The organism is Achromobacter sp. 2789STDY5608621 (assembly GCF_001299375.1).
GTDB lineage: Bacteria > Pseudomonadota > Gammaproteobacteria > Burkholderiales > Burkholderiaceae_B > Achromobacter > Achromobacter insuavis.
The window spans coordinates 1-21,528 of the sequence record NZ_CYTU01000060.1 but is presented as its reverse complement, the minus strand read 5'-3'; the positions used below and the strand labels follow the sequence as shown (position 1 = coordinate 21,528).

At 66.4% G+C, this 21,528-nt stretch carries 17 protein-coding genes; 10 read left to right on the top strand and 7 right to left on the bottom strand.

The features are described from left to right. The first annotated feature begins 12 nt into the window (after window positions 1-12). The 8 genes from AOZ53_RS29915 (at window position 13) to AOZ53_RS29880 (ending at window position 7,695) form a co-directional block, all read left to right on the top strand. Window positions 13-1,407, top strand: a complete 1,395-nt coding sequence (locus AOZ53_RS29915) for a DUF3426 domain-containing protein (protein WP_054490608.1) — start codon at window positions 13-15, stop codon at window positions 1,405-1,407. A gap of 12 nt (window positions 1,408-1,419) precedes the next feature. Next, on the top strand, window positions 1,420-2,361 hold the full coding sequence (locus tag AOZ53_RS29910) for a carbohydrate kinase family protein (protein ID WP_054432839.1): 942 nt from the start codon (window positions 1,420-1,422) through the stop codon (window positions 2,359-2,361). Window positions 2,362-2,581: 220 nt separating this feature from the next. Beyond that, on the top strand, window positions 2,582-3,085 hold the full coding sequence (locus AOZ53_RS29905; RefSeq protein WP_006388608.1) for an outer membrane lipoprotein: 504 nt from the start codon (window positions 2,582-2,584) through the stop codon (window positions 3,083-3,085). Window positions 3,086-3,496: 411 nt separating this feature from the next. After that, entirely contained in the window at window positions 3,497-3,733 is a 237-nt protein-coding gene (locus AOZ53_RS29900; RefSeq protein WP_006392761.1) for an acyl carrier protein, read from the top strand. Next, window positions 3,714-4,892, top strand: a complete 1,179-nt coding sequence (locus tag AOZ53_RS29895) for a D-alanyl-lipoteichoic acid biosynthesis protein DltD (protein ID WP_054478349.1) — start codon at window positions 3,714-3,716, stop codon at window positions 4,890-4,892. The genes AOZ53_RS29900 and AOZ53_RS29895 overlap by 20 nt, the downstream gene beginning before the upstream one ends. Further along, entirely contained in the window at window positions 4,889-5,095 is a 207-nt protein-coding gene (locus AOZ53_RS34890; RefSeq protein ID WP_006392763.1) for a hypothetical protein, read from the top strand. Before AOZ53_RS29895 ends, AOZ53_RS34890 begins: the two co-directional genes overlap by 4 nt. Window positions 5,096-5,102: 7 nt before the next feature. After that, window positions 5,103-6,230, top strand: a complete 1,128-nt coding sequence (locus AOZ53_RS29885) for an MBOAT family O-acyltransferase (RefSeq protein WP_054432836.1) — start codon at window positions 5,103-5,105, stop codon at window positions 6,228-6,230. Window positions 6,231-6,246: 16 nt separating this feature from the next. Next, window positions 6,247-7,695: a D-alanine--poly(phosphoribitol) ligase gene (locus tag AOZ53_RS29880; protein WP_054478345.1), complete on the top strand. Its 1,449-nt coding sequence runs from the start codon at window positions 6,247-6,249 to the stop codon at window positions 7,693-7,695. A 59-nt stretch (window positions 7,696-7,754) separates the two neighbouring features. On the opposite strand, the gene AOZ53_RS29875 is transcribed toward AOZ53_RS29880, so the two are convergent. From AOZ53_RS29875 to AOZ53_RS29855, 5 genes are all read right to left on the bottom strand, one after another. After that, window positions 7,755-8,315, bottom strand: a complete 561-nt coding sequence (locus AOZ53_RS29875; RefSeq protein ID WP_054490606.1) for a YggT family protein — start codon at window positions 8,313-8,315, stop codon at window positions 7,755-7,757. Between the two features lie 167 nt (window positions 8,316-8,482). Next, window positions 8,483-9,136 carry a histone H1-like DNA-binding protein gene (locus AOZ53_RS33970; protein ID WP_082380580.1) on the bottom strand — a complete coding sequence of 218 codons (654 nt, stop codon included), beginning with the start codon at window positions 9,134-9,136 and terminating at the stop codon, window positions 8,483-8,485. Window positions 9,137-9,481: 345 nt separating this feature from the next. Next, entirely contained in the window at window positions 9,482-10,681 is a 1,200-nt protein-coding gene (locus tag AOZ53_RS29865; protein ID WP_054432834.1) for a ribonucleotide-diphosphate reductase subunit beta, read from the bottom strand. A 21-nt stretch (window positions 10,682-10,702) separates the two neighbouring features. Beyond that, window positions 10,703-13,633 (bottom strand): ribonucleoside-diphosphate reductase subunit alpha, encoded by a 2,931-nt coding sequence (locus AOZ53_RS29860; protein WP_054490604.1) that lies wholly within the window; start codon window positions 13,631-13,633, stop codon window positions 10,703-10,705. 303 nt (window positions 13,634-13,936) lie between these two features. Further along, entirely contained in the window at window positions 13,937-17,443 is a 3,507-nt protein-coding gene (locus AOZ53_RS29855) for an indolepyruvate ferredoxin oxidoreductase family protein (RefSeq protein WP_054490614.1), read from the bottom strand. Between the two features lie 138 nt (window positions 17,444-17,581). Between AOZ53_RS29855 and AOZ53_RS29850 the strand changes: the two genes are divergently transcribed. Next, on the top strand, window positions 17,582-18,031 hold the full coding sequence (locus AOZ53_RS29850; protein ID WP_006388620.1) for an Lrp/AsnC family transcriptional regulator: 450 nt from the start codon (window positions 17,582-17,584) through the stop codon (window positions 18,029-18,031). Between the two features lie 264 nt (window positions 18,032-18,295). Here AOZ53_RS29850 and AOZ53_RS29845 read toward each other — a convergent pair whose 3' ends face one another. After that, the gene (locus tag AOZ53_RS29845) at window positions 18,296-19,276 is read right to left on the bottom strand and encodes a Bug family tripartite tricarboxylate transporter substrate binding protein (RefSeq protein ID WP_054432832.1); all 981 of its coding nucleotides are present in this window, start codon (window positions 19,274-19,276) and stop codon (window positions 18,296-18,298) included. Window positions 19,277-19,428: 152 nt separating this feature from the next. After that, the gene (locus AOZ53_RS29840) at window positions 19,429-20,271 is read right to left on the bottom strand and encodes an alpha/beta hydrolase (RefSeq protein ID WP_231690707.1); all 843 of its coding nucleotides are present in this window, start codon (window positions 20,269-20,271) and stop codon (window positions 19,429-19,431) included. 83 nt (window positions 20,272-20,354) lie between these two features. On the opposite strand from AOZ53_RS29840, the gene AOZ53_RS29835 reads away from it, so the two are divergent. After that, entirely contained in the window at window positions 20,355-21,254 is a 900-nt protein-coding gene (locus AOZ53_RS29835; protein WP_054478338.1) for a LysR family transcriptional regulator, read from the top strand. The last annotated feature ends 274 nt before the right edge of the window (window positions 21,255-21,528 follow it).

Genomic DNA, 21,528 nt, shown 5'->3' with positions numbered 1-21,528 from the left:
CCGGATCGCGCCATGGCCCTGACCACCCGCTGCCCGCAATGCGGCACGTCATTCAAGGTGGTGCCCGACCAGCTCCGGGTCCGCAACGGCCTGGTGCGTTGCGGCGCCTGCGCGACCGTGTTCGACGGCCGCGCCTGCCTGCTGCCTGAGGCGGGCGTACCGGCATCGGGCGTACCGGCGTCGGGCGTACCGGCTGCGGTTCCGCCGCCCGCCTCGATCCCGCCCGCCGCGCCCATTGCGTCGCCGGTGATCGCCGCGCCGGTCCTGGCGCCACCCGCCCAACCGGCCGACGAACCTCCGCCCCTGGTGCGGCGGCCGTCCGCCGAGCAACCCCCCGTTGCGCCCTGGGACGACCTGCCCGACGAACCTTTCCTGGCGCCGCCGCCCGAAGCGGCGATCCGGCCCGTCACGCCGCCGCCCGCAGTGTCGCCCGCCATACCGCCCGCGGTGCTGCGCGGCCGCGACGATATCCGCCGCCGCATCGAACCCGACGCCGCGCTGGCGGAAGAGGGCGATGACGACGAAGACGAGAACGAAGACCTCGATCGCTACGACGATGAGCCGCGCCTGGCCCGGCAGCCGCGCTGGCAGGAACCCGCCGCGCCGCGCGACGAGCCCATCGTGGCGGTGCGCGACAGCGCGCGCTGGGACGCGCCGCGCGCCACCCGGCCGGCCGAGCCGGTGTTCGTGGTGCGTGACGACGCCGCCGATTCGCGCCACGACGATGACGAGGATGACCGCGACAGGGATCTCGACGACGATTTCGACAGAGACCACGACGACGTCGATGCCGAGCGCGACGCGGACTCGCCGGAACCGATCCTTGGCGACACGCGCACGCGCTACTCCAGCGCCACCGACGTCGGCCGCGCGCCGCCCGAATTCCTCGACCAGGACCGCCAGGAGCGCCGCGGCCTGCTGCGCAAGCTGTGGGGCTACGCCTGCCTGCTCGGCCTGATCGCGCTGGGATTGCAGCTGCTGTACGTGTACCGCATCGACATCGCCAACTCCGTGCCGGTGCTGCGGCCCGCGCTCGAGACCGTCTGCAAGCCGCTCGGCTGCACGGTCGGCTACGCGCGCCGCCTGGAGCGGATCGCGATTTCCTCGTCGTCGCTGCAGCCGCCCACGGGCGCCGCCGCCATCGACGACGGCCGCACCCGACTGGTGTTGAACCTGGTCCTGCGCAACCGCTACGACAAGCCGCAGCACTGGCCCGCGCTGGTGCTGGACCTGACTGATTTGTCCGATACCGTGGTGGTGCGCCGGGTGCTGATGCCCGAGAATTACCTGACGCCCGAGCAGTTGCGCGGTCCTTTCGGACCGGCAGGCGAACTGAAGATTTCCGTGCCGATTGAAGTGACGGGTGTCCAAGTCAACGGCTACCAACTCGACAAGTTCTTTCCCTGAAGGATGACATTCATGGCAACCCCTGTTCTAGTCTGCGGTTCGATGGCGTTCGACACCATCGCGGTGTTCGAAGGTCGCTTCAAGGAGCACATCCTGGCCGACCGCATCCAATCCCTGAGCGTGTCGTTCCTGGTGCCCAGCATGCGCAAGGAATACGGCGGCTGCTCCGGCAACATCGCCTACAACATGAATCTGCTGGGCGGCAAACCCGTGCCGGTGGCCACGGTGGGCGAAGACGCCGGTGAATACCTCGAACGCCTGGACGGCCTCGGCATCGACACGAGCCGCGTCAAGGTCGTGCCCGGCACCTTCACCGCGCAGTGCTTCATCACCACCGACCTGGACGACAACCAGATCACCGCGTTCCACCCGGGCGCCATGTCCTTCTCCGCCAGCAACGACCTGAGCGACGCCAAGGCCACCTGGGGCATCGTCGCCCCGGATGCCAAGGAAGGCATGTTCGCCCACGCCGAGCGCCTGCATAAGCAGGGCATCCCCTTCATCTTCGATCTGGGCCAGGCCATGCCGCTGTTCGACGGCGCCGACCTGGAACGCATGCTCGGCCTGGCGCAGGCCCTGACGGTGAATGACTATGAAGCCGGCGTGGTGGAACAACGCACCGGCCGTAGCATGGCCGACATCGCCACCAAGCTGCAGGCCGTGGTCGTCACGCGCGGCGCCGAAGGCGCCACGCTGCTGACCGAAGGCAAGACGATCCAGATCGCGCCGGTGCGCGCCACCCAGGTGGTCGATCCCACCGGTTGCGGCGACGCGCAGCGCGGCGGCCTGCTCTACGGCCTGACCAGCGGCTGGAGCTGGGAAGACAGCTGCCGCCTGGGCAACGTCATGGGCGCCATCAAGATCGCGTCGCGCGGTCCGCAGAACCACGCGCCTTCACGCGCCGAGATCGACGCCGTGCTGCACGCCACCTACGGCATCCATCTGCCGGTCTGAACGCGTTCCTGGCGGGTTCGGATCGTTGCGGGAACCTGAAACCGCGCAGATGGTCCAACCACGGTCAAGAAAACCGGCCGCGGCGTGGGAACGCCGCGGCCGGTTTGCAAATCGATTTTCCGCCCATGGCGGTGAGTTTCAGTGTGTTGCACGTTAGACTGCCGCCGTGGCTGGGCAGGGTATGATCAGATCGTCGGCAGTGCCCGATTGAGGAGTCCAAATGAACCAAAGCAAAACCTTTTCCCTGTTGACGCCGCGTACTGGCCGGTGGTTGGCTGTGGCTGCCGTCGTGACTTCGATGGCGGTCCTGGGCGGTTGTGCCAATCGCAGCGCATCCAGCGGTGTGTATAGCTATGATCAGGCCCAGCGCGAGCAGATCGTCCGCACGGGCACGGTAACGGGCGTGCGCCCCATCGTCATCCAGAACGACAAGTCCAGCGGCGTCGGCATGCTGGCCGGCGGCGCGCTGGGCGGCGTGGCGGGCAACGCCATCGGCGGCGGCACGGGTCGCACCATTGCCACTGTCGGCGGCGCCATCCTCGGCGCCCTGGCGGGCAACGCGGTGGAAAACCAGGTCGGCAAGAATTCCGGCTACGAAATCACGGTTCGCCTGGATAACGGCGAAACCCGCGTCGTGGCCCAGGAAGCCGACGTGCCGATCAGCGTCGGCCAGCGCGTGCAGGTCATCAGCGGCGCCGGTCCCACGCGCGTCACGCCGATGTAAACGGTCGGCGCCAGCCAACAGAAAAGCCCGCGAAAGCGGGCTTTTCTGTTTTGGGAGGCCGCGATGACGGACCGCTTTGGGGCGCTCAAGGGAGGCAGGGGACGGATGCCGCCGGAAAATCTGTCGCTCCGCTGCAACGCAGCACCCGGTATTTACCCGCAGGCGTTACGTTTACGCGCTTTTTATAGCGATTTGGTCTGTAAGTTTCATGGCGATTCGACGGTTGTAGTGCCATGATTGCATCCGTGAGCGATCTCGCCGCCTGACTTTGATGTAACCAAGTGCATCGACGGGCCGCTCCAGGATGCTGTAAATGTCAGTCGATTTTCAGCGATTTTTTGTATACTCGCCGTCCTGTATCTCGGGGCGGGGAATATTTTGCCGACGAGGCAATGTAACGCCGCACTCTCTATGCATACCGAGCAAGAACTCCACACCAAGATCGGCTCTATCGTCGAGTCGATCGTCATGAAGAAAGTCACTCCCGATACGCAACTGATTGCCACTGGCCTGGTCGACTCGCTCGCCGCCGTGGATATCACGCTGGCGGTCGAGGCGGAGTACGGCTGCAGCATTCCGGCTCCCGAGATCGCGGAGCACCTGCAGTCGGTCCGCACGCTCGCCGGCTATGTCGCTGCCAATATTTAGCAATACCCGCCTGTTGTCCCATGTTGCAGCAGCCGCCACCGCGGTGGCGCTGGCGTATGGGGCCTTTTGTGGCGCGGACGACGTGTTGTCCAACATCGTCCATCCGGTTTCCACGGTGGCGGCGTCCAAGAGCAACTACCTGCCCAATCTGGGGCCGGATTGGGGCACGCAGCACGTCAACCTGAACCGGCTGGGCAATGCGCTCAGCGACGGCACGCTGGTGGTGCTCGGTTCGTCCGAGTTGTCCAGCCATGACCTGCGTTTCGTGCCTTACCGCTTCTTCCCCGAAGAACTGAAGGTGCCGACGCTGGCCTACGGCCACGCCATGTTCCAGTCGTACGGCATCGTCAGCGTGCTCGAGTCGGTGGCGGATTCGCTGACGCCGAATACGCGGTTGGTGATCATGGTGTCGCCGGCCTGGTTCGCCTCGGGCGGCCAGCTGCCGCGCAGCGCGTTCGCCGAGCACGTGACCGGCCCGGTCTGGGAACGCCTCTGGGACAAGCCCAGCACGCGCGAACAGATGCAGACCTGGATCAGCGACAACGCCAACTGGGGCCTTCTGTGGCTGATCGCCAATGGCCAGGTCGCCGAGCTCAAGGACAAGCTGTCGCTGTGGTGGAACGCGCGCAAGGAACCCGCGCCCGACCGTCCGCGCAGCAAGCTGTCGGTGCCCGCGCACCGTTTCGTCTCGTGGCCCTCGTCGGCCAAGCTCAATGCCGGCCAATGGTCGCGCCTGACGCACGAGGCGCGCGAAGTCGAGCACCAGCTGGGCAGCAACAACCCCTACGACGTGCGCGACGACTACTACAAGCAGTACCTGGCGCCGCTGTATTCGCCGGCGCGCAATGAATTCGCCAACGTCGATCCGCTCACCCGCACCGAGCTGGGCGACCTGTCGCGTGTCATGGCCTTGCTGCAACGGCGCAAGGTCAAGGCCTACTTCGTGATCCAGCCGTTCAATCCCAAGCTCATCCTGGACGTCGAGCGTTTCGACCCGGTGGTGGCCGCCATCACCGGCATGTGCCAGCGCTACCAGATGGGTTGCCTCGATATGTACAGCATTCCCTTCGAACCGGGCATGGTGCGTGATGACATGCATCTGGCCGAGCTCGGTTGGGCGATGGCGGACCAAGGCATTGCGGAGTACTTTTCCCGATGAACCCCTCACAGAAAACCGATGCGACGCCGGACGGCGCCGCCCAGGGGCCGGACGCCCGCAAGGCGGCCAAGGCCTGGGGGCGCCGCTTCTTCTGGCATCTCTGCCTGTATATCGGGGTGATCCTGGTGTTCGTGCTGCAGGCGCAGCCCACCACGGGTAGCGGCGGACCTATCAAGGTCGAATTCCAATATCAACAGTTCTGACCGCAGCATGGAATTGTTCGCAAGCTTGAGCTTCTTCGGCGGCGCCCTGTTCGGCGGGCTGGGTCTGTTGGCGTACCGTTCGTTCGGCATGCCCCTGCGCATCGGCTATCGCCACATCATCGGCGTGATCTGCCTGGGCGTGTGGATGGCGGTATTCTGGGCGCGTCCCTACCAGCCAATTGCGCTGCTGGCCATTTCGGGCAGCGCGCTGTGGGCCATGCGCCGCAACTACATCCCGACCTGGCTGGCCGTCATCATCACCATGACGCCGCTGCTGCTGGTGAAGACCGGCGTGTCGCACCTGGGCGCGATGCTGGGCCTGTCGTTCGCCACCTTCCGCGCCATCGACGTGCTGCTGTTCGCGCCGCGCAACGAGCGCGTGTCGCCGCTGGACTACTTCATCTACCTGTTCTTCCCGCTGACGCTGCTGGCCGGTCCGATGTACCGCTGGCGCAGCTTCCAGGCCGACCTCAAGCGCGGCTACGAAGGCGTGAACCTGAACACCTGGCTGGCGGGCCTGGAACTGATCATGCTGGGCGTGATCCAGAAGTTCGGCCTGGCCGAACTGATCTGGCGCTACGGCCTGTCGACGCTGGACGCGCACGACTACTCGTTCACCGGCGTGGCGCTGAACGCCTCGCTCTACAGCGCCTACCTATTCTTCGATTTCGCCGGCTATTCCACCATGGCCATCGGCATCGGCATGCTGTTCGGATTCACCCTGCCGATCAACTTCCGCAACCCGCTGGCGACGCTCAATCCGCAGGACTTCTGGCGCCGTTGGCACATCAGCCTGTCCGAATGGCTGCGCGACGTGGTGTTCATGCCGATCTACAAGGCGCTGAGCAAGACCGCGTTCTTCTCGCGCCACCGGATGGCGGCGCAGAACATCGGCATCTTCGCCACGCTGCTGGCGATGGGCGTGTGGAACGGCCTGTCGGTGCACTACATCGTCAGCGGCCTGATGTTCGGCGCGTACTCGGTGGGCCACAACCTGCTGATCAACGCCGCGCGCACCCGGCCGGCCCTGCAGGCCACGCTGGCGCGGCCCGTCATGCGCTTTCTCGGGCGCGTCCTCACCCTGATTCTGGCTGCCCTGGCGCTCTACGTGTTCAGCGGTCGCAGCCCCATCTGACGCCCGGAGTTTCGGCATGCGTTTCGACCTGAAGACTTTCCAGTTCGTTGACTCCGCGCGCGCGCCCGACGCGCTCGCGGTGGTCGGCGCCGACCGCAGCCTGACCTGGGCGCAACTGCGCGACGAAGCCACGGCCTGGGCCGACGAGGCGCGCGCGCATGGCGCGGCGCCGGATGTGCCGGTCGCCATCTATGGCCACAAGGAAGCCTCGTTCTTCGTCGCCATGGTGGGGGCGCTGCTGATCGGCGCGCCGTTCGTGCCGGTCGACACCATCTATCCGCCCGAGCGCCTGCGCCGCATCGTCGAGATCGTGCGCGCCGCCGCCGTCTATGACGCCGCGGCGCGTGGCTTCGAGCCGGGCGAGGGCGCCGAGCTGGCCGAGCGCGGCCTGGCCTACGTCATGTTCACGTCCGGCAGCACCGGCGACCCCAAGGGCGTGCAGATCGGCCGCGAAAGCGTCGGCCTGCTGGGCGACTGGATGCTCGGCAGCTTCGGTCTGGGCGAGGCGCCGGTGTTCATGAACCAGGCGCCGTTCAGCTTCGACCTGTCGATGTACGAGGTGTTCGCCACGCTGGCCGCCGGCGGCACCTGCGTGCTGAACTCGCGCGAGCAGATCGGCGCGGCCGCGACCTGGATGAGCCGGCTGGCGCAGAACGGCGTGACGGCCTGGGTCTCGACGCCGTCGTTCGCCCACCAGCAACTGGCCAACCGCGACTTCTCGCCGGCCACGCTGCCGACGCTGCGCACCTTCCTGTTCTGCGGCGAGCCCCTGCCGGCGGCGCTGGCCAAGAAGCTGCGCCAGCGTTTTCCGGACGCGGTGATCCTGAATACCTACGGTCCGACCGAGGCCACCGTGGCCACGACCTGGATCGCTATCACCGACGCGGTGCTGGCGGCGCACGATCCGCTGCCCGTCGGCCACGCCAAGCCCGATTGCGAACTGCGCATCGAGGACGGCGAGATCTGCATCATCGGCGACCACGTCATGCGCGGTTACCTGAACCGCCAGGACCTGAACGAGGTCAAGCTGTTCGTGGCCGAGGACGGCCGCCGCGGCTTTCGCACCGGCGACCTGGGGCAGCTGGACGCGGACGGCCTGCTGTTCTGCCGCGGCCGCATGGACGACCAGATCAAGCTGAACGGCTATCGCATCGAGCTGGCCGAGATCGACGAGGCTCTGCATGGCCTGCCGGGCGTCGAGGGCGGCGCCTGCGCGGTGCTGCGGCGGCCGGACGGCACCGCGGTGCGCCTGATCGGCTTTGTCGCCGGCGTGGCGGCCGAGCAGGCCGAAGCCAGCCTGCTGGCGCAGGATGCGTTGACGGGGTGGAAGGATAAGCTGGGGCAGCGCCTGCCGCCCTATATGGTGCCGTCCGAGCTGGTGGCCTGCGCCGCGCTGCCGATGTCGAACAACCACAAGATCGATCGCAAGAAGCTGATCGATATCTACGCCGCGATTCCGGCGTAACGCGCCGCCCGCGGCGTGCGCCAGAGACGGCCCGGGCAGTTCGCCGGGCCGTTGCCGTTTCAGACGCCCATCATGCTGTAGCTCAGGCGCGCCAGCACCATCAGCAGGACCTGGGCCACGATCAGCAGCACCAGCGGCGAAAAGTCGATCGAGGTGCGCGGCAGCAGCCGGCGGATGGGATCGAGCATCGGCGCGGTCAGCGCCTGCAGCATCGGCATCATGGGCGCCATCGGGTTGACCCACGACAGCACCGCCTGGATCAGCGTCAGCCACACCACCAGGTTCAACGCCCATTTGAGCGCCATCAGCAGCGCCGACAGCATGGCCGAGGGCAGCAGCGCGGCCGGGATCAGCGCGCCGATGGCGATCAGCCAGATCAGCAGCAGATAGACCAGCGCGGCCAGCCAGGTGGCGACCAGGCTGGTCCAGTCGATCTTGTTGCCGGCGGGAATGATCTTGCGCAGGGGCAGCACCAGCCAGTTGGTGGCCTGGTAGATGACGCGCGCCAGCGGATTGAAGGGATGCAGCCGTAGCGCATGCATCCAGGCGCGGGCGATGAGTGCGGCGCCGAACAGCGTGAACGCGATTTCGAGCAGGAAGCGAAGGATTTCACCGAGCATGGACGCTATCTACCTAATGATGACGGCTTTTATTGTCTCACGGCATTGCGGCAACGGTAGCGCCCAGGGCGCGGGGACACGCTTCTTTCTTCGGGCTGGGGACAAATAAAAACCGCCTGGCCGGGGCCAGGCGGTTTGAGGTACTGCTACCGTTGTGACCGGTCCGATTACGGACGGCCACCCGTCGGGAACGGCCACGACGCGGCGGGGTTCAGCGCGGTCTTCGCGCCCGGGGCAGCAGCCGTGGACGGCGGCGTGGCGGGCTTCTTCGGAGCGGCTTTCTTCGCAGCGGGCTTCTTGGCAGCGGCGGGCTTCGCAGCAGGCTTGGCGGCCGGCTTGGCAGCGGGCTTCGCGGCAGGCTTGGCAGCGGGCTTCTTGGCAGCCGGGGCCTTCTTGGCTACGACTTTCTTGGCAACCGCCTTCTTGGCGGGAGCCTTCTTGGCAACCGCCTTCTTGGCGACGGCCTTCTTGGCTACCGCTTTCTTGGCGACGACCTTCTTGGCTACCGCTTTCTTGGCGACGGCCTTCTTGGCAACCGCTTTCTTGGCGACGACCTTCTTGGCCGCTGCCTTCTTGGCTACCGGCTTCTTGGCCGCGACTTTCTTGGCGACGGCCTTCTTGGCTACCGCTTTCTTCGCGACCTTCTTGGCGGCCGGCTTCTTGGCGGCAACCTTCTTCACCGCCGGCTTCTTGGCGGCGACCTTCTTGACGGCTACCTTCTTGACGGCAGCTTTCTTGGCCGGAGCGGCCTTCTTCGCTACTGCCTTCTTGGCGGCGGGCTTCTTCACCGCTTTCTTTACGGCTTTCTTGGCTGTTGCCATGGTCATGCTCCTTAGGTTCAGGGGTCCCAGAACTTAAACCCGTGCCCCGATCCGCCAACAAGGCGAACCGTGCCCGGGCTATTCATCGGCGCATGCCGCTGTTCTGTGCGAGCAACAGCTACTACGGTTTGCGCTAATGAATTCGGCACAGCCATTTGATATGGCCCCCGCTCCTTTGGCGCGAGCCATTTCAAATGGCGCCGGTGGGCAGTCTGATCACAGACCGCCTACCGCTTGTTCTACGTGTTCGAAAACACCCTGACCTGGGAGATCGTCCTCGAGCCTGGCGCGAACGCGACGCTCTTTGGCAGAGCGTGCCCGCGCCGGGCCCGAAGGCGAACTACGTTACTCCCAGCTCAGCGTGCCACCGGTTTGGTATTCGATCACGCGAGTTTCAAAAAAGTTGCGTTCCTTCTTAAGATCGATCATCTCCGCCATCCACGGGAAGGGATTCTCTTCCTGCGGGTACAGCGGTTCGATACCGATTTGCTGGCAACGACGGTTGGCGATGAAGCGCAGGTAGGATTTGAACATGGGAGCGTTCAAGCCCAACACGCCGCGCGGCATCGTGTCTTCGGCGTAAGCGTATTCGAGTTCGACCGCTTTGCGGAAGAGTTCTCGAATTTCTTCGCGGAATTCCGGCGTCCACAGATGCGGATTTTCCAGTTTGACGGTGTTGATCAGGTCGATGCCGAAATTGCAGTGCATGGATTCATCGCGCAGGATGTACATGTACTGCTCGGCGGCGCCGGTCATCTTGTTCTGGCGACCGAGCGCCAGGATCTGCGTGAAGCCAACGTAGAAGAACAGGCCTTCCATCAGGCAAGCGAAGACGATCAGCGACTTCAGCAGCGTCTGGTCGGCCTCGGGCGTGCCCGTCTTGAAGTTGGGGTCCGCGATCGCGTCGATGAACGGGATCAGGAACTCGTCCTTGGCGCGGATGGACGGCACTTCGTTGTAAGCGTTGAAGATCTCCGCTTCGTCCAGGTCCAGGCTTTCGACGATGTATTGATAGGCGTGCGTGTGGATCGCTTCTTCGAAGGCCTGGCGCAGCAGGAACTGGCGGCATTCGGGCGCCGTGATGTGGCGGTAGGTGCCCAGCACGATGTTGTTCGCGGCCAGCGAGTCGGCCGTGACGAAGAAACCCAGGTTGCGCTTGACGATGCGGCGCTCGTCCTCGGTGAGCCCGTTCGGGTTCTTCCAGAGGGCGATGTCGCGCGACATGTTGATTTCCTGCGGCATCCAGTGGTTCGCGCACGTGGCCAGGTATTTCTCCCATGCCCACTTGTACTTGAACGGCACCAGCTGGTTGACGTCGGTCTCGCCATTGATGATGCGCTTGTCGGCAACCTTCACGCGTTGCGAGGTGGCGCTGCCGCTGGCCGTCAGGCCGGCCGCATGCTGCGGCGCGGCCGGGGTCGGCATGGCGGTGTCGCCGAACACGCCGGTCGCCGCCCGGACTTCGGGCGCAGCCTGCCCGCCCGCCGCGGGCGCGGGGGCTTGTGCAGGTTGCGTGGCGAGGGTGTCGTCTTCCCAATTAATCATGATTCATTCTCCGGAGGCGGTTTATTGGCAGGCTTCGCACTCTTCGAAGCCGGGGTCGCCCGGCCGCATGGTGCAAACCGCCCCGAGAACTTCGGGTTCCGGCAAAACAGGTGCAGCGGACACGGGGGCGGCGGTGGACTGGCCACCGGCGCTGACGGCGTTCAGTTCGCCGCCGCGTCCCGTCGACTTCTCGGCGCTGGTGGCGCCAAGGGTACGCAGGTAATAGGTCGTCTTCAGGCCACGCTTCCAAGCCAGCTTGTAGGTGTCGTCCAGCTTCTTGCCGGAGGCGCCGGCCATGTAGATGTTCAGCGACTGGGCTTGATCGATCCACTTCTGGCGACGCGAGGCGCATTCCACCAGCCAGCTCGGTTCGACTTCGAACGCGGTGGCGTAGAGTTCGCGGAGTTCGGAAGGTACGCGATCGATGCGGGACAGGCTGCCGTCGAAGTACTTGAGGTCGGCGACCATGACTTCGTCCCAGAGACCGAGTTTCTTCAGGTCACGCACGAGGTAATCGTTAACGACCGTGAACTCGCCGGAGAGATTCGATTTGACGTACAAGTTCTGGAAAGTGGGTTCGATGCACGCAGATACACCAATGATATTGGAAATAGTCGCGGTTGGGGCGATTGCGATGCAATTGGAGTTGCGCATGCCGTGTTGATTGATGCGCGCGCGCAACGCATCCCAATCGAGCGTGCTCGATTCATCGACCTCGACGTGACCACCGCGTTCGTCACGCAGCATCTTCAACGTGTCTTGCGGCAGGATGCCACGCGACCACAGCGAGCCTTCGTACGATTGATAGCGGCCACGTTCTTCAGCCAGCAGGCTCGAGGCCCAGTAGGCGTGATAGCACACGGCTTCCATCGAGGTGTCGGCGAATTCGACGGCGGCGTGCGAGGCGTACGGCACGCGCATCATCTGCAGGCAGTCCTGGAAACCCATGATGCCCATGCCCACCGGACGATGGCGCGCGTTGGAGTTGCGGGCCTTCTCGACGGCGTAGTAGTTGATGTCGATGACGTTGTCGAGCATGCGCATGGCGATGCTGACGGTGCGCTTGATCTTCTCGTGGTCGAGTTCGAAACCGCCGCCGGCGGCGGGCTTCATGTGCGCGACCAGGTTCACCGAACCCAGGTTGCAAACCGCGATTTCCGATTCGTTGGTGTTCAGCGTGATCTCGGTGCACAGGTTCGAGCTGTGGACCACACCGACGTGCTGCTGCGGCGAACGGATGTTGCACGGATCCTTGAACGTGATCCACGGGTGGCCGGTTTCGAACAGCATCGACAGCATCTTGCGCCACAGGTTCAGCGCCGGCATCTTCTTGAACAGCTTCAGGTCGCCGCTGGCAACGCGCGCTTCATAGCCGATGTAGGCTTCTTCGAAAGCCTTGCCGTACTTGTCGTGCAGGTCGGGGCAGTCGGACGGCGAGAACAGGGTCCATTCGCCGCCTTCCATGACGCGCTTCATGAACAGGTCGGGAATCCAGTTCGCCGTGTTCATGTCGTGGGTGCGACGACGCTCGTCGCCGGTGTTCTTGCGCAGTTCGAGGAATTCCTCGATGTCCAGGTGCCACGATTCCAGGTAGGTGCAGACCGCGCCCTTGCGCTTGCCGCCCTGGTTCACCGCCACGGCGGTGTCGTTGACGACCTTCAGGAACGGGACCACGCCCTGGCTTTCGCCGTTGGTGCCCTTGATGTGGCTGCGCAGCGCGCGCACCGGGGTCCAGTCGTTGCCCAGGCCGCCGGCGTACTTGGCCAGCAGCGCGTTTTCCTTGATGGCGTCGTAGATGCCTTCCAGGTCGTCGGAGACGGTGGTCAGGTAGCACGACGACAGCTGCGAGTGCAGGGTGCCCGAGTTGAACAGCGTCGGGGTCGAGCTCATGAAGTCGAACGACGACAGGATCTCGTAGAACTCGATGGCGCGGGCTTCGCGGTCGGTCTCGCGCAGCGCCAGGCCCATGGCCACGCGCATGAAGAACACCTGCGGCAGTTCGATGCGGGTGCCGCGGATGTGCAGGAAGTAGCGGTCGTACAGGGTCTGCAGGCCAAGGTAGCCGAACTGCAGGTCGCGCTTGGCGTTCAGGGCGAGGCCCAGCTTGGTCAGGTCATAGCCGGCCAGGTCGGGCGACAGCAGGCCGCCTTCGATGCCGCGGGCGATGAAGGTGGGGAAGTACTCGGCGTAGCGGGCGGCCATGCCGTCCTGCGAGACTTCTTCGCCCAGCACTTCCTTGCGGATCGTGTGCAGCAGCAGGCGGGCGGTGACCTGGCTGTAGGCCGGGTCCTTCTCGACCAGCGCGCGCGCCGACAGAATGGCGGACTTGAACACTTCGTCGACGGGGATGCCGTCGTACAGGTTCTTGACCGTTTCCTTCAGGATGGTTTCGGAGTCGATGAATTCGGCCAGGCCTTCACCGGCGGCGACGATGGTGGCGCGCAGTTCGGCGATGTCCAGCGGACGGCGGACACCCGCGTCCGTGACGTGCAGCACGTTTTCCTGCGGCGTCGTGTCGGCCTTCTGCTGGCCTTCGGCGGCCGCGGCGGCGGCGCGTTCCTGGGTGCGCTTTTCGCGGTAGAGCACGTAGGCGCGGGCGACGTCATGCTGGCCCGAGCGCATCAGGGCCAGTTCGACCTGGTCCTGGATGTCTTCGATGTGGAAGGTGCCGCCGCCCGGACGGTTGCGCACCAGCGCGTTGACGGCCTGGGTCGTCAGCTGTTCAACCAGCTCGCGCACGCGGGCCGAGGCCGCGCCCTGGCCGCCATTGACGGCCAGGAACGCCTTGGTCATGGCGATGGCGATCTTGCCGGGTTCGAACCCGACCACCGAGCCATTGCGGCGAATGATGTTGTAGCTGGCCCATTGCCCGCCATTGGCGTCGGCAGGGGAATCGGTTTGAGAGGGCGGCACGGCCGAGGGCCGGGTCACAGAGGCGATCGTAGTCTGCATGGAAGCTCCTGTGCGAAAAGCGCGTAGATAGCGACATGACGACGTCATGTCAGGTACGAAATTGGATCTTATTGAGGGGGTCGCAACGCTTGGACGGACGAATCCGTATGGCGTGGCCGACGAGTATCAGCGGTTAGGCGACCACAACATGTAGTGTAGCACCCCTCGTTGGACACTAATTCTAGTGATCGAGTACGACAGCTACAAGAAGAAGATAGGATCAGGTTCCCAAAACATTGTTACTAAATGCACTGGGCGCGCCTAGCAAGGCGCGCCCAGGAGAATGCCGCTCAGCGCGAGTGTTTATGCGGTTTTCCGCAGGGGTACATCGCGCGGGGCAGGCGCCGTATAGCTCTGCATCGAGCGGGCCAGCTCCGTCCTGTACTTCTCGACGTTCGCGGCCTTCACGTGGCCGAAGCCGCGGATGGTTTCTGCAAGGGCGGCGATTGTAGCTGCTTGCGCCAGGTTGTCGCGATTCAACCCTGCGAGCAACTGGTCTATGGTCTGGCGGTACTCGCCCACCAGCGCGCGTTCCATCTTGCGCTCGGCGGTGTGGCCGAACGGATCGAACCAGGTGCCGCGCAGGCGCTTGAAGCGGGTCAACAGCCTGAGCGCGGTCATGGTGCGCGGGCCCAGCGTCACCTTGCGCGGCACGCCGGTGCGCGGGTCCTTGCGCGCGAAGATCGGCGGCGCCATGTGGAAGCGCAGGCTGTAGTCGCCTTCGAACTGGCCCTTGAGCTGGGCCTGGAAAGCTTCGCCGGTGTAGAGGCGGGCGACTTCGTATTCGTCCTTGTAGGCCATCAGCTTGAACAGGCCGCGCGCCACCGCCATGGCCAGGCGCGGTGTCTTGGCGTCGGGCGCCAGCTCGCGTTCGCGCGCGGCGACGCGCTCGACCACGTCGCGGTAGGCCTGCGCGTAGGCGGCGTCCTGGTAGGCGGTCAGGTCGTCGACGCGGCGCGCCACGGCGCGTTCGAAGCTCTCCGGCACATGCAGTTGCACCACCTGGGCGCGCGGGCGCAGCGCGCCGTCCAGCGCGTCGGGCTGGTGCGCGGCCAGGCGGCCGCTGTCGAACGCGGCGCGGTTGGCGGCCACGGCGACGCCGTTCAGTTCGATGGCGCGGTTGATGGCGGCCTGCGACAGCGGCACGCCGCCGCGCTGCCATGCGTAGCCCAGCATGAACATGTTCGACAGGATGCTGTCGCCGAACAGGGCCAGCGCGGCTTCGTGCGCGTCGATGGCGGCGGTGTGATCGTCGCCCGCGGCATGGCGGATCTTGGCCAGCAGCGCTTCCGGCCGCATGGCGGCGTCCGGATTGCGGGTGAAATCAGACACCGGCGCGACGTAGGTGTTGACGGTGACCCGGGTGTGGCCGCGCCGCAGCGCGCCGAGCGAATCGGGCGCGACGGCGGCGACCGGGTCGCACAGGATGGCGGCGTCGGCCTGCTGCCAGTCCAGGCGCACCGGGCCGGCGGCGGCGCCCGCGGGCGCCAGGCGGATGTGGCTGACCACCGTGCCGCCCTTCTGCGCCAGGCCGGTCAGGTCCAGCACCGCGGCCGACAGGCCTTCCAGGTGCGCGGCCATCGAGACGATGGCGCCGATGGTGATGACGCCGGTGCCGCCCATGCCCGCCACCAGCAGGCGGTAGGGACGATCCAGCGCCGGCGCCTGCGGCAGCGGCAGTTGCTGGATCAGGCGCTGCAGGCGTTCCTGGTCGGCCTTGGGCGCGGCGCTCTTCCTGGGCTTGCCGCCCATGACCGAGACGAAGCTGGGGCAGAAGCCTTCGGCGCAGGAGTAGTCCTTGTTGCAGCTGGACTGGTCGATGGCGCGCTTGCGGCCGTAGGGCGTTTCCAGCGGCACCACCGACAGGCAGTTCGATTTCACGCCGCAGTCGCCGCAGCCTTCGCACACGGCGCTGTTGATCAGCATGCGGCGGGCCGGGTCGGGGAACTGGTTCTTCTTGCGGCGGCGGCGCTTTTCGGCGGCGCAGGTCTGGTCGTGGATCAGCACGGTGACGCCGGGGATCTCGCGCAGTTCGCGCTGCAGGGCGTCGAGCTCGCGGCGGTGGTGTACCTTGATGCCGGCGCCCAGGTCCACGCCCTGGTATTTCTCGGGCTCGTCGCTGGTGACGACGATGCGGGCAACGTTCTCGCCGCGCAGCTGCTGGCAGATCTGCGGCACCGATATCGGACCATCCACCGGCTGGCCGCCGGTCATGGCGACGGCGTCGTTGAACAGGATCTTGTAGGTGATGTTGGCCTTGGCGGCCACGGCCTGGCGGATCGCCAGGTAGCCGGAGTGGTAGTAGGTGCCTTCCCCCATGTTCTGGAAGATGTGCGGCATCTTGGTGTAGCGCGACAGGCCGATCCAGTCGACCCCTTCGCCGCCCATCTGGGTCAGGCCGCCGGTGTCGCGGTCCATCCAGGCGGCCATGTAGTGGCAGCCCACGCCCGACAGCGCCTGGCTGCCTTCCGGCACCTTGGTCGAGGTGCTGTGCGGACAGCCGGAACAGAAGTAGGGGCGGCGGCGCATGCCGTCGGCATCGTTGGACAGCATGTCCTGGCAGTCGAAGGTGGCCAGGTCGATGCCGGGCTGCAGGCCGGCGGCGCGCGACAGCCACTGGGCCAGCGGCCGCGCCAGCAGCGACGGGCGCAGCTGGCCGGCGGACGGCACCAGCGCCTCGCCGTCGAAGCCCTTCTTGCCGACCACGGTGGCGCGCTCGGGCAGGTTGAACAGCAGGTCCTTGAGCTGGGTCTCGACGACGGCGCCTTTTTCCTCGATCACGAGGATGTGCGAGAGGCCGCGCGCGAAATCGAGCATGCGCTCGGCGTCCAGCGGCCAGGTCAGGCCGGGCTTGTAGATGCGCACCGGCGCGTTGGCGGTGACGGTGTCCACGCCCAGGCGCGACAGCGCTTCCATGGCGTCCAGGTGGGCCTTGCCGACGGTGACGATGCCGACGGTGGCCTTGGGCGCCGGACAGGTGAGGCGGTCGATGCTGTGGCGGCGGGCGAAGGCGGCGACCGCCTTCATGCGCAGGTTCATGCGGGTTTCGACGGCCAGCGACAGGAAGTCGCGGGCGGAGTATTCCAGCGCTTCCGGCGGCAGGTCCGGGTCCGCCGGCATGTCGTAGTTGCGCACCGGCGCGGGGGTGAAGGAGTGGCCGCTTTCGATGGTTTCGGACACGGCTTTGAAGGCGACCCAGGTGCCGGAATGGCGCGACAGGGCCCAGCCCCACAGGGCGAAGGTTTCGTATTCGTCGATCGAGGCCGGGTGCACGATGGGCATCTGCCAGCCGATCAGCGAGGCCTCGCTGGCGTGCGGGATCGAGGAGGAGACGGCGGTGTGGTCATCGCCCACCACCACCAGTACGCCGCCGTGGCGCGAGGCGCCGGCGGCGTTGCCGTGGTGCAGGGCGTCGCCGGCGCGGTCCACGCCGGGGCCCTTGCCGTACCACATGGCGAAGACGCCATCGACGTTGCGGTCGGCGCGCACGCCGGCCTGCTGGGTGCCCATGACGGCGGTGGCGGCCATGTCTTCGTTGATGCTGGGCAGGAACGAGATCTGGTTGGCGTCGAGCGCCTTCTGCGCCTTCCACATCGCCATGTCGACGCCGCCCAGCGGCGAGCCGCGGTAGCCGGAGACGAAGCCGGCGGTGTTCAGGCCGCGCTCGCGGTCGACGCGGCGCTGGGTCAGCATGATGCGGACCAGCGCCTGCGTGCCGGTGAGGAAGATGCGGCCGGTCTCGCGGGTGAGGTTGTCGGCGAGCTGGTAGTCGAGGTCCAGCGTGGGCTCGGGGGCGGGAGTGCCGTCCATCATGAATGCTCCTGTAGTCGGCACCATGATAGGTTCGCGCGGCATCGGGTTTATTGCGTTTTCGGATCGTGCTATCCCTATAATTCGCAATGAATATTTCGTGTTCGCGGAATTTCGACCCAAACAGGAGACAAAACGATGGACAAGACCGATATCGGCATCCTCAAGGCCCTGCAGGAGGATGGCCGGGCCTCGGCGCAGCAGCTTTCGGACAAGGTGGGGTTATCGGCGGCGCCGGTGTGGCGGCGGGTGAAGGCGCTGGAGGCCAGCGGCGTGATCCAGGGCTACAGCGCGCAGGTGGATCGCAGCAAGGTGGGGCTGGGCTGTATGTTCGCGCAGATCAGCCTGGAGCGGCATTCGGCGAATACGGTGGAGAACTTCGAGCGGTCGGTGCGGGATGCGCCGGAGATTCTCGAATGCTATGCGGTGACCGGGGATTCGGATTTTCTGCTGAAGATCCTGGTGGAGAGTCCGGAGGCTTATGACCGGTTCCTGCATCGGTTCTTGTTCAATATGCCTGGGATTCGGCAGACGCGGACGATTGTGGCGTTGCGGGAGATCAAGCATGAGTTGAAGTTGCCTTTGTAGGGCGGCTTCTTTAGCTGTTCTTGCGGCGGATTGGGTTCTTTAGCCGCGAGCGACGGGGCAGGCGGGGGGATGGCGGGGCTACGATTGCGGTCCGGAGCGTTCGCTCCGGACTGCCCCTTCGTCAACCTCGTCCAGGCCTACGGCCTTCCCTACGGTTTCCCTCGGGCGCATCTACACGCCCCGTCATCCCCCCGCCTGCCCCGTCACTCGCTCACGATGAGACTTAATGGGCGCTTTTGGGATTGTCTCTATATATAGAGTGTCTTACTGGGGCTGGATGCCGGAGATTTTTATCCATTCCTTCCAGCGGGCGGTGTCTTCCTTGACGAAGGTGTCGAAGCGGGCGGTGTCCATGGCTTCGGGGGTGAGGCCCAGGGCGCGGAGTTTGTCGGCGGTGGCGGGGTCGTTGACGGCGGCCTGGGTGGCGGCGTTCATCTTGGCGACGACGTCGGGCGGGGTGCCGGCGGGGGCGGAGATGCCGAGCCAGCCGGCGACGATGAAGTCGGGGTAGTAGGTCGACATGGTGGGGACGTCGGGCCAGGCGGGGTGGCGCTGGGCGGCGGTGACGGCGAGGGGGGCGAGGCCCTTGCCGTCGATCTGGCCCATGGCGGTCAGGTAGTCGACGAAGGCGAAGCCGATCTGCTTGCCGCGCAGGTCGGTGATGATCTGGGTGATGTTCTTGTAGCCGGCGGCGCCGATGTTGATGCCGGCGCGTTGCTTGAAGAGTTCGGACGGCACTTGCGAGGACGAGCTGTAGTAGCCGAAGAAGACTTCGCCGGGATGCTTCTTGGCGTAGTCGACCAGCTCGGGCACGGTGCGATAGGGGCTGTCGGGGGCGACGATGCCGACGGTGCCGAAGGTGCCGAGCATGCCGATCTGCACGAAGTCCTTTTGCGCGTCGTAGGGCAGGCGCTTGTAGAGGAACTGGTTGGCGGCGTGGGTGGAGTTGGTGGACAGCAGGAAGGTGTAGCCGTCGGCGGGGGCGTTCTTGGCGGCATTGGTGCCGACGATGCCGCCGGCGCCGGGGCGGTCTTCGACGATGATGGTCTGGCCGATCTGCTTGCCCAGGAACTGGGCGAAGGTGCGGGCGGTGAGGTCGGCGGCGCCGCCGGCGGCGGACGGGACGATCAGCGTGATGGGTTTTTCGGGCCAGCCGGCCGCGTGGGATGCGCCGGCAAGAAGCAGGCTGGCGGCGGCGAGCGCGTGGCGCAGGAATGCGCGGGGCGCGAGGGCGGTGAGGGTCATGCTTGTCTCCTGGGGCGGCGGTGGCGCCGTCATGTTCTATGGCTTACGGTGTGTTTCATGGCGCGCTGAACGCGCGCCGGGTGGATCGGTCTGGGGTTCGTGGGCGGATGTCGGTGGCTGGGCGTGTGTCTGGCGTGGGCGGGCGTCGCGGCTCAGTCGAACTGCTGGCGATACCAGTCGAGGATCGCGTCCGCGCTGACCTGCCATGCGTCGCCGTACATCATGCAGTGCGGCTGTCCGGCGAGGACGGCGTGGGAAAAGCCGAACAACTGCGCGATGGCGCGGTCCTGGCCGGGCGGGTGGCGATCGTGGGTGTCCAGGCCGGCCTCCAGGCACAGGCCGGGGGCGGTGACGGCGGCGGGGTCGACGGGCACGCGCAGCAGGTAGCGGTCGTTGAGCACGCGCGGGCTTTCGGGGTTGAGGCGTTGCATGACGGCGCTGACGTCGCGCGTCGGCGAGGTGGCCAGGAAGCGGGCGCGGATCTCGCTGGCGGCGGGCACGGCGCGCACGGTATCCGCCGGCACGGGCGGCAGGCCCAGCGCGCCGGGCAGGTTGGCGGGCGGCGAGGGCGCCATCAGCACCACGCCGGCGACGGCGCGCTGGCTGGCGGCCAGCAGCGCGGGCAGGGCGCCCATGCTGTGACCCACCACGACGGTGGGCGCATCCAGCAGGTCGAGCGCGCTGACGACGTCGGCGGCCAGGTCGGCGATGCCGGCGTCGACGAAGCCGGGCGCCTGCGGCAAGGGGCCGTGGCCGCGCACGTCGATGGCGGCGCAGGCCAGGCCGGCGCGGGCGAAATGGTCCAGGTAATGGGCGTAGCACCAGGCGCCGTGATAGGCCCCGGGCACGAGCAGCAGGCCGGGCCTGCCGTTGGGCGCGGCGGCGGTCAGCAGCCGGCCCTGGCCGGCGGGGCGGACGGGCAGCCGGTCGGTCAGGCTGAAGTCGAGCGGATCGACGGCGCGGGCGGCGGCGGGGGAAAGGGTCGCGGTAGTCATTGCGGCCATGTTAAGTGCCGCCCTATGATGAGAAAACTTTATTTTTCCTATGATTTGATAAGTTCCTCAAATCAGGTGCCACGATGCCCGCCTTGCCCGAACTCTCCATTGCGCACTACCGGCACTTCCTGCTGGTGGCCGAATTGCGCAGCTTCCGCGCCGCCGCCGCGCGCGCGTTCCGTTCGCAGCCGGCGCTGTCGCTGTCGATCCGTGAAATGGAGCAGCGCCTGGGCCAGCCGCTGTTCGAGCGCGGCAACGGCAACGCGCTGACGCGCTTCGGCCAGGACTGCCTGCCGCTGGCGCGCGAACTGGTCGAGCACCATGACCGCGTGGCGGGCACGCTGGCGGGGCTGGCTAGCAACGAGGCCGGCACCCTGACGATGGCCTCGGTGGCGACGGTCGCGACGCATTGGCTGCCCGAGCTGGTGGCGGCCTACCGCGAGCGGTTTCCGGCGGTGGCGCTGCGCCTGTTCGACGACAACTCGGAGGGCGTGGAGCGCATGGTGCTGGCGGGCGAGGTCGAGCTGGGCGTGTGCAGCCCGGTGCTGCGCGACCGGCGGCTGGCGTTCGAGCCGCTGCTGCGCGATGCCTTCGGCCTGGTCTGCCACCGGGGGCATCCGCTGGCCGGCCGCAAGTCCGTGACGTGGCGCGAGATCGCCGGGCTGCCGCTGGTGGGCACGGTGGCGCACCGGCAACTGGCGGACTATCCGCAGGCCGCGTTCATGATGGAGCGCCAGGTGTTCGTGTCCAACATGATGTCGCTGCTGGCGATGCTGGAGCGCGGCGTGGGCGTGACGGTGCTGGCGCGGCTGGGCGTGCCGCCGGATTCTCCCGGCCTGGCGTTCGTGCCGCTGGCCCGGCCGCGCATCGAGCGCGAGCTCGGCATCACGCGGCTGGCCGGCCGCAGCTTGTCGCCGGCCGCCGCGCGGATGGAGGAAATGCTGCGCGCCAAGGCCGCCCGCGGCGGTCGCAGTGTCGCTTGAAACCAACGCATTTTTGCGCGTTGAGGCCTTAAAACACGGGCTTTGCGGCGGGGACTGTTGCGCAATTGCACACGGCGCGGATCGTCGTTGATTCTTCCGTGGCGCGTCTTTAGAGTGCGTGATGTTTGCTGCGCGAGGGGCGTGCCGATCTGAACGGCGCGGCGCGTCGACAGACGTGTTGAGGAAGTCATGAGCAGTGTGTATTTGCGTTCGGCGGGCGTGGCTTGCGCCCTTCTGATCCTGGCCGGTTGCGTCACCCGCAAACCCGCCGCCA

Excerpts from the sequence above, each read along its gene's own strand:
- AOZ53_RS29915 (WP_054490608.1), top strand. The coding sequence starts at position 13 with ATGGCCCTGACCACCCGCTGCCCGCAATGCGGCACGTCATTCAAGGTG.
- AOZ53_RS29910 (WP_054432839.1), top strand. The coding sequence starts at position 1,420 with ATGGCAACCCCTGTTCTAGTCTGCGGTTCGATGGCGTTCGACACCATC.
- AOZ53_RS29905 (WP_006388608.1), top strand. The coding sequence starts at position 2,582 with ATGAACCAAAGCAAAACCTTTTCCCTGTTGACGCCGCGTACTGGCCGG.
- AOZ53_RS29900 (WP_006392761.1), top strand. The coding sequence starts at position 3,497 with ATGCATACCGAGCAAGAACTCCACACCAAGATCGGCTCTATCGTCGAG.
- AOZ53_RS29895 (WP_054478349.1), top strand. The coding sequence starts at position 3,714 with ATGTCGCTGCCAATATTTAGCAATACCCGCCTGTTGTCCCATGTTGCA.
- AOZ53_RS34890 (WP_006392763.1), top strand. The coding sequence starts at position 4,889 with ATGAACCCCTCACAGAAAACCGATGCGACGCCGGACGGCGCCGCCCAG.
- AOZ53_RS29885 (WP_054432836.1), top strand. The coding sequence starts at position 5,103 with ATGGAATTGTTCGCAAGCTTGAGCTTCTTCGGCGGCGCCCTGTTCGGC.
- AOZ53_RS29880 (WP_054478345.1), top strand. The coding sequence starts at position 6,247 with ATGCGTTTCGACCTGAAGACTTTCCAGTTCGTTGACTCCGCGCGCGCG.
- AOZ53_RS29875 (WP_054490606.1), bottom strand. The coding sequence starts at position 8,315 with ATGCTCGGTGAAATCCTTCGCTTCCTGCTCGAAATCGCGTTCACGCTG.
- AOZ53_RS33970 (WP_082380580.1), bottom strand. The coding sequence starts at position 9,136 with ATGGCAACAGCCAAGAAAGCCGTAAAGAAAGCGGTGAAGAAGCCCGCC.
- AOZ53_RS29865 (WP_054432834.1), bottom strand. The coding sequence starts at position 10,681 with ATGATTAATTGGGAAGACGACACCCTCGCCACGCAACCTGCACAAGCC.
- AOZ53_RS29860 (WP_054490604.1), bottom strand. The coding sequence starts at position 13,633 with ATGCAGACTACGATCGCCTCTGTGACCCGGCCCTCGGCCGTGCCGCCC.
- AOZ53_RS29855 (WP_054490614.1), bottom strand. The coding sequence starts at position 17,443 with ATGGACGGCACTCCCGCCCCCGAGCCCACGCTGGACCTCGACTACCAG.
- AOZ53_RS29850 (WP_006388620.1), top strand. The coding sequence starts at position 17,582 with ATGGACAAGACCGATATCGGCATCCTCAAGGCCCTGCAGGAGGATGGC.
- AOZ53_RS29845 (WP_054432832.1), bottom strand. The coding sequence starts at position 19,276 with ATGACCCTCACCGCCCTCGCGCCCCGCGCATTCCTGCGCCACGCGCTC.
- AOZ53_RS29840 (WP_231690707.1), bottom strand. The coding sequence starts at position 20,271 with ATGACTACCGCGACCCTTTCCCCCGCCGCCGCCCGCGCCGTCGATCCG.
- AOZ53_RS29835 (WP_054478338.1), top strand. The coding sequence starts at position 20,355 with ATGCCCGCCTTGCCCGAACTCTCCATTGCGCACTACCGGCACTTCCTG.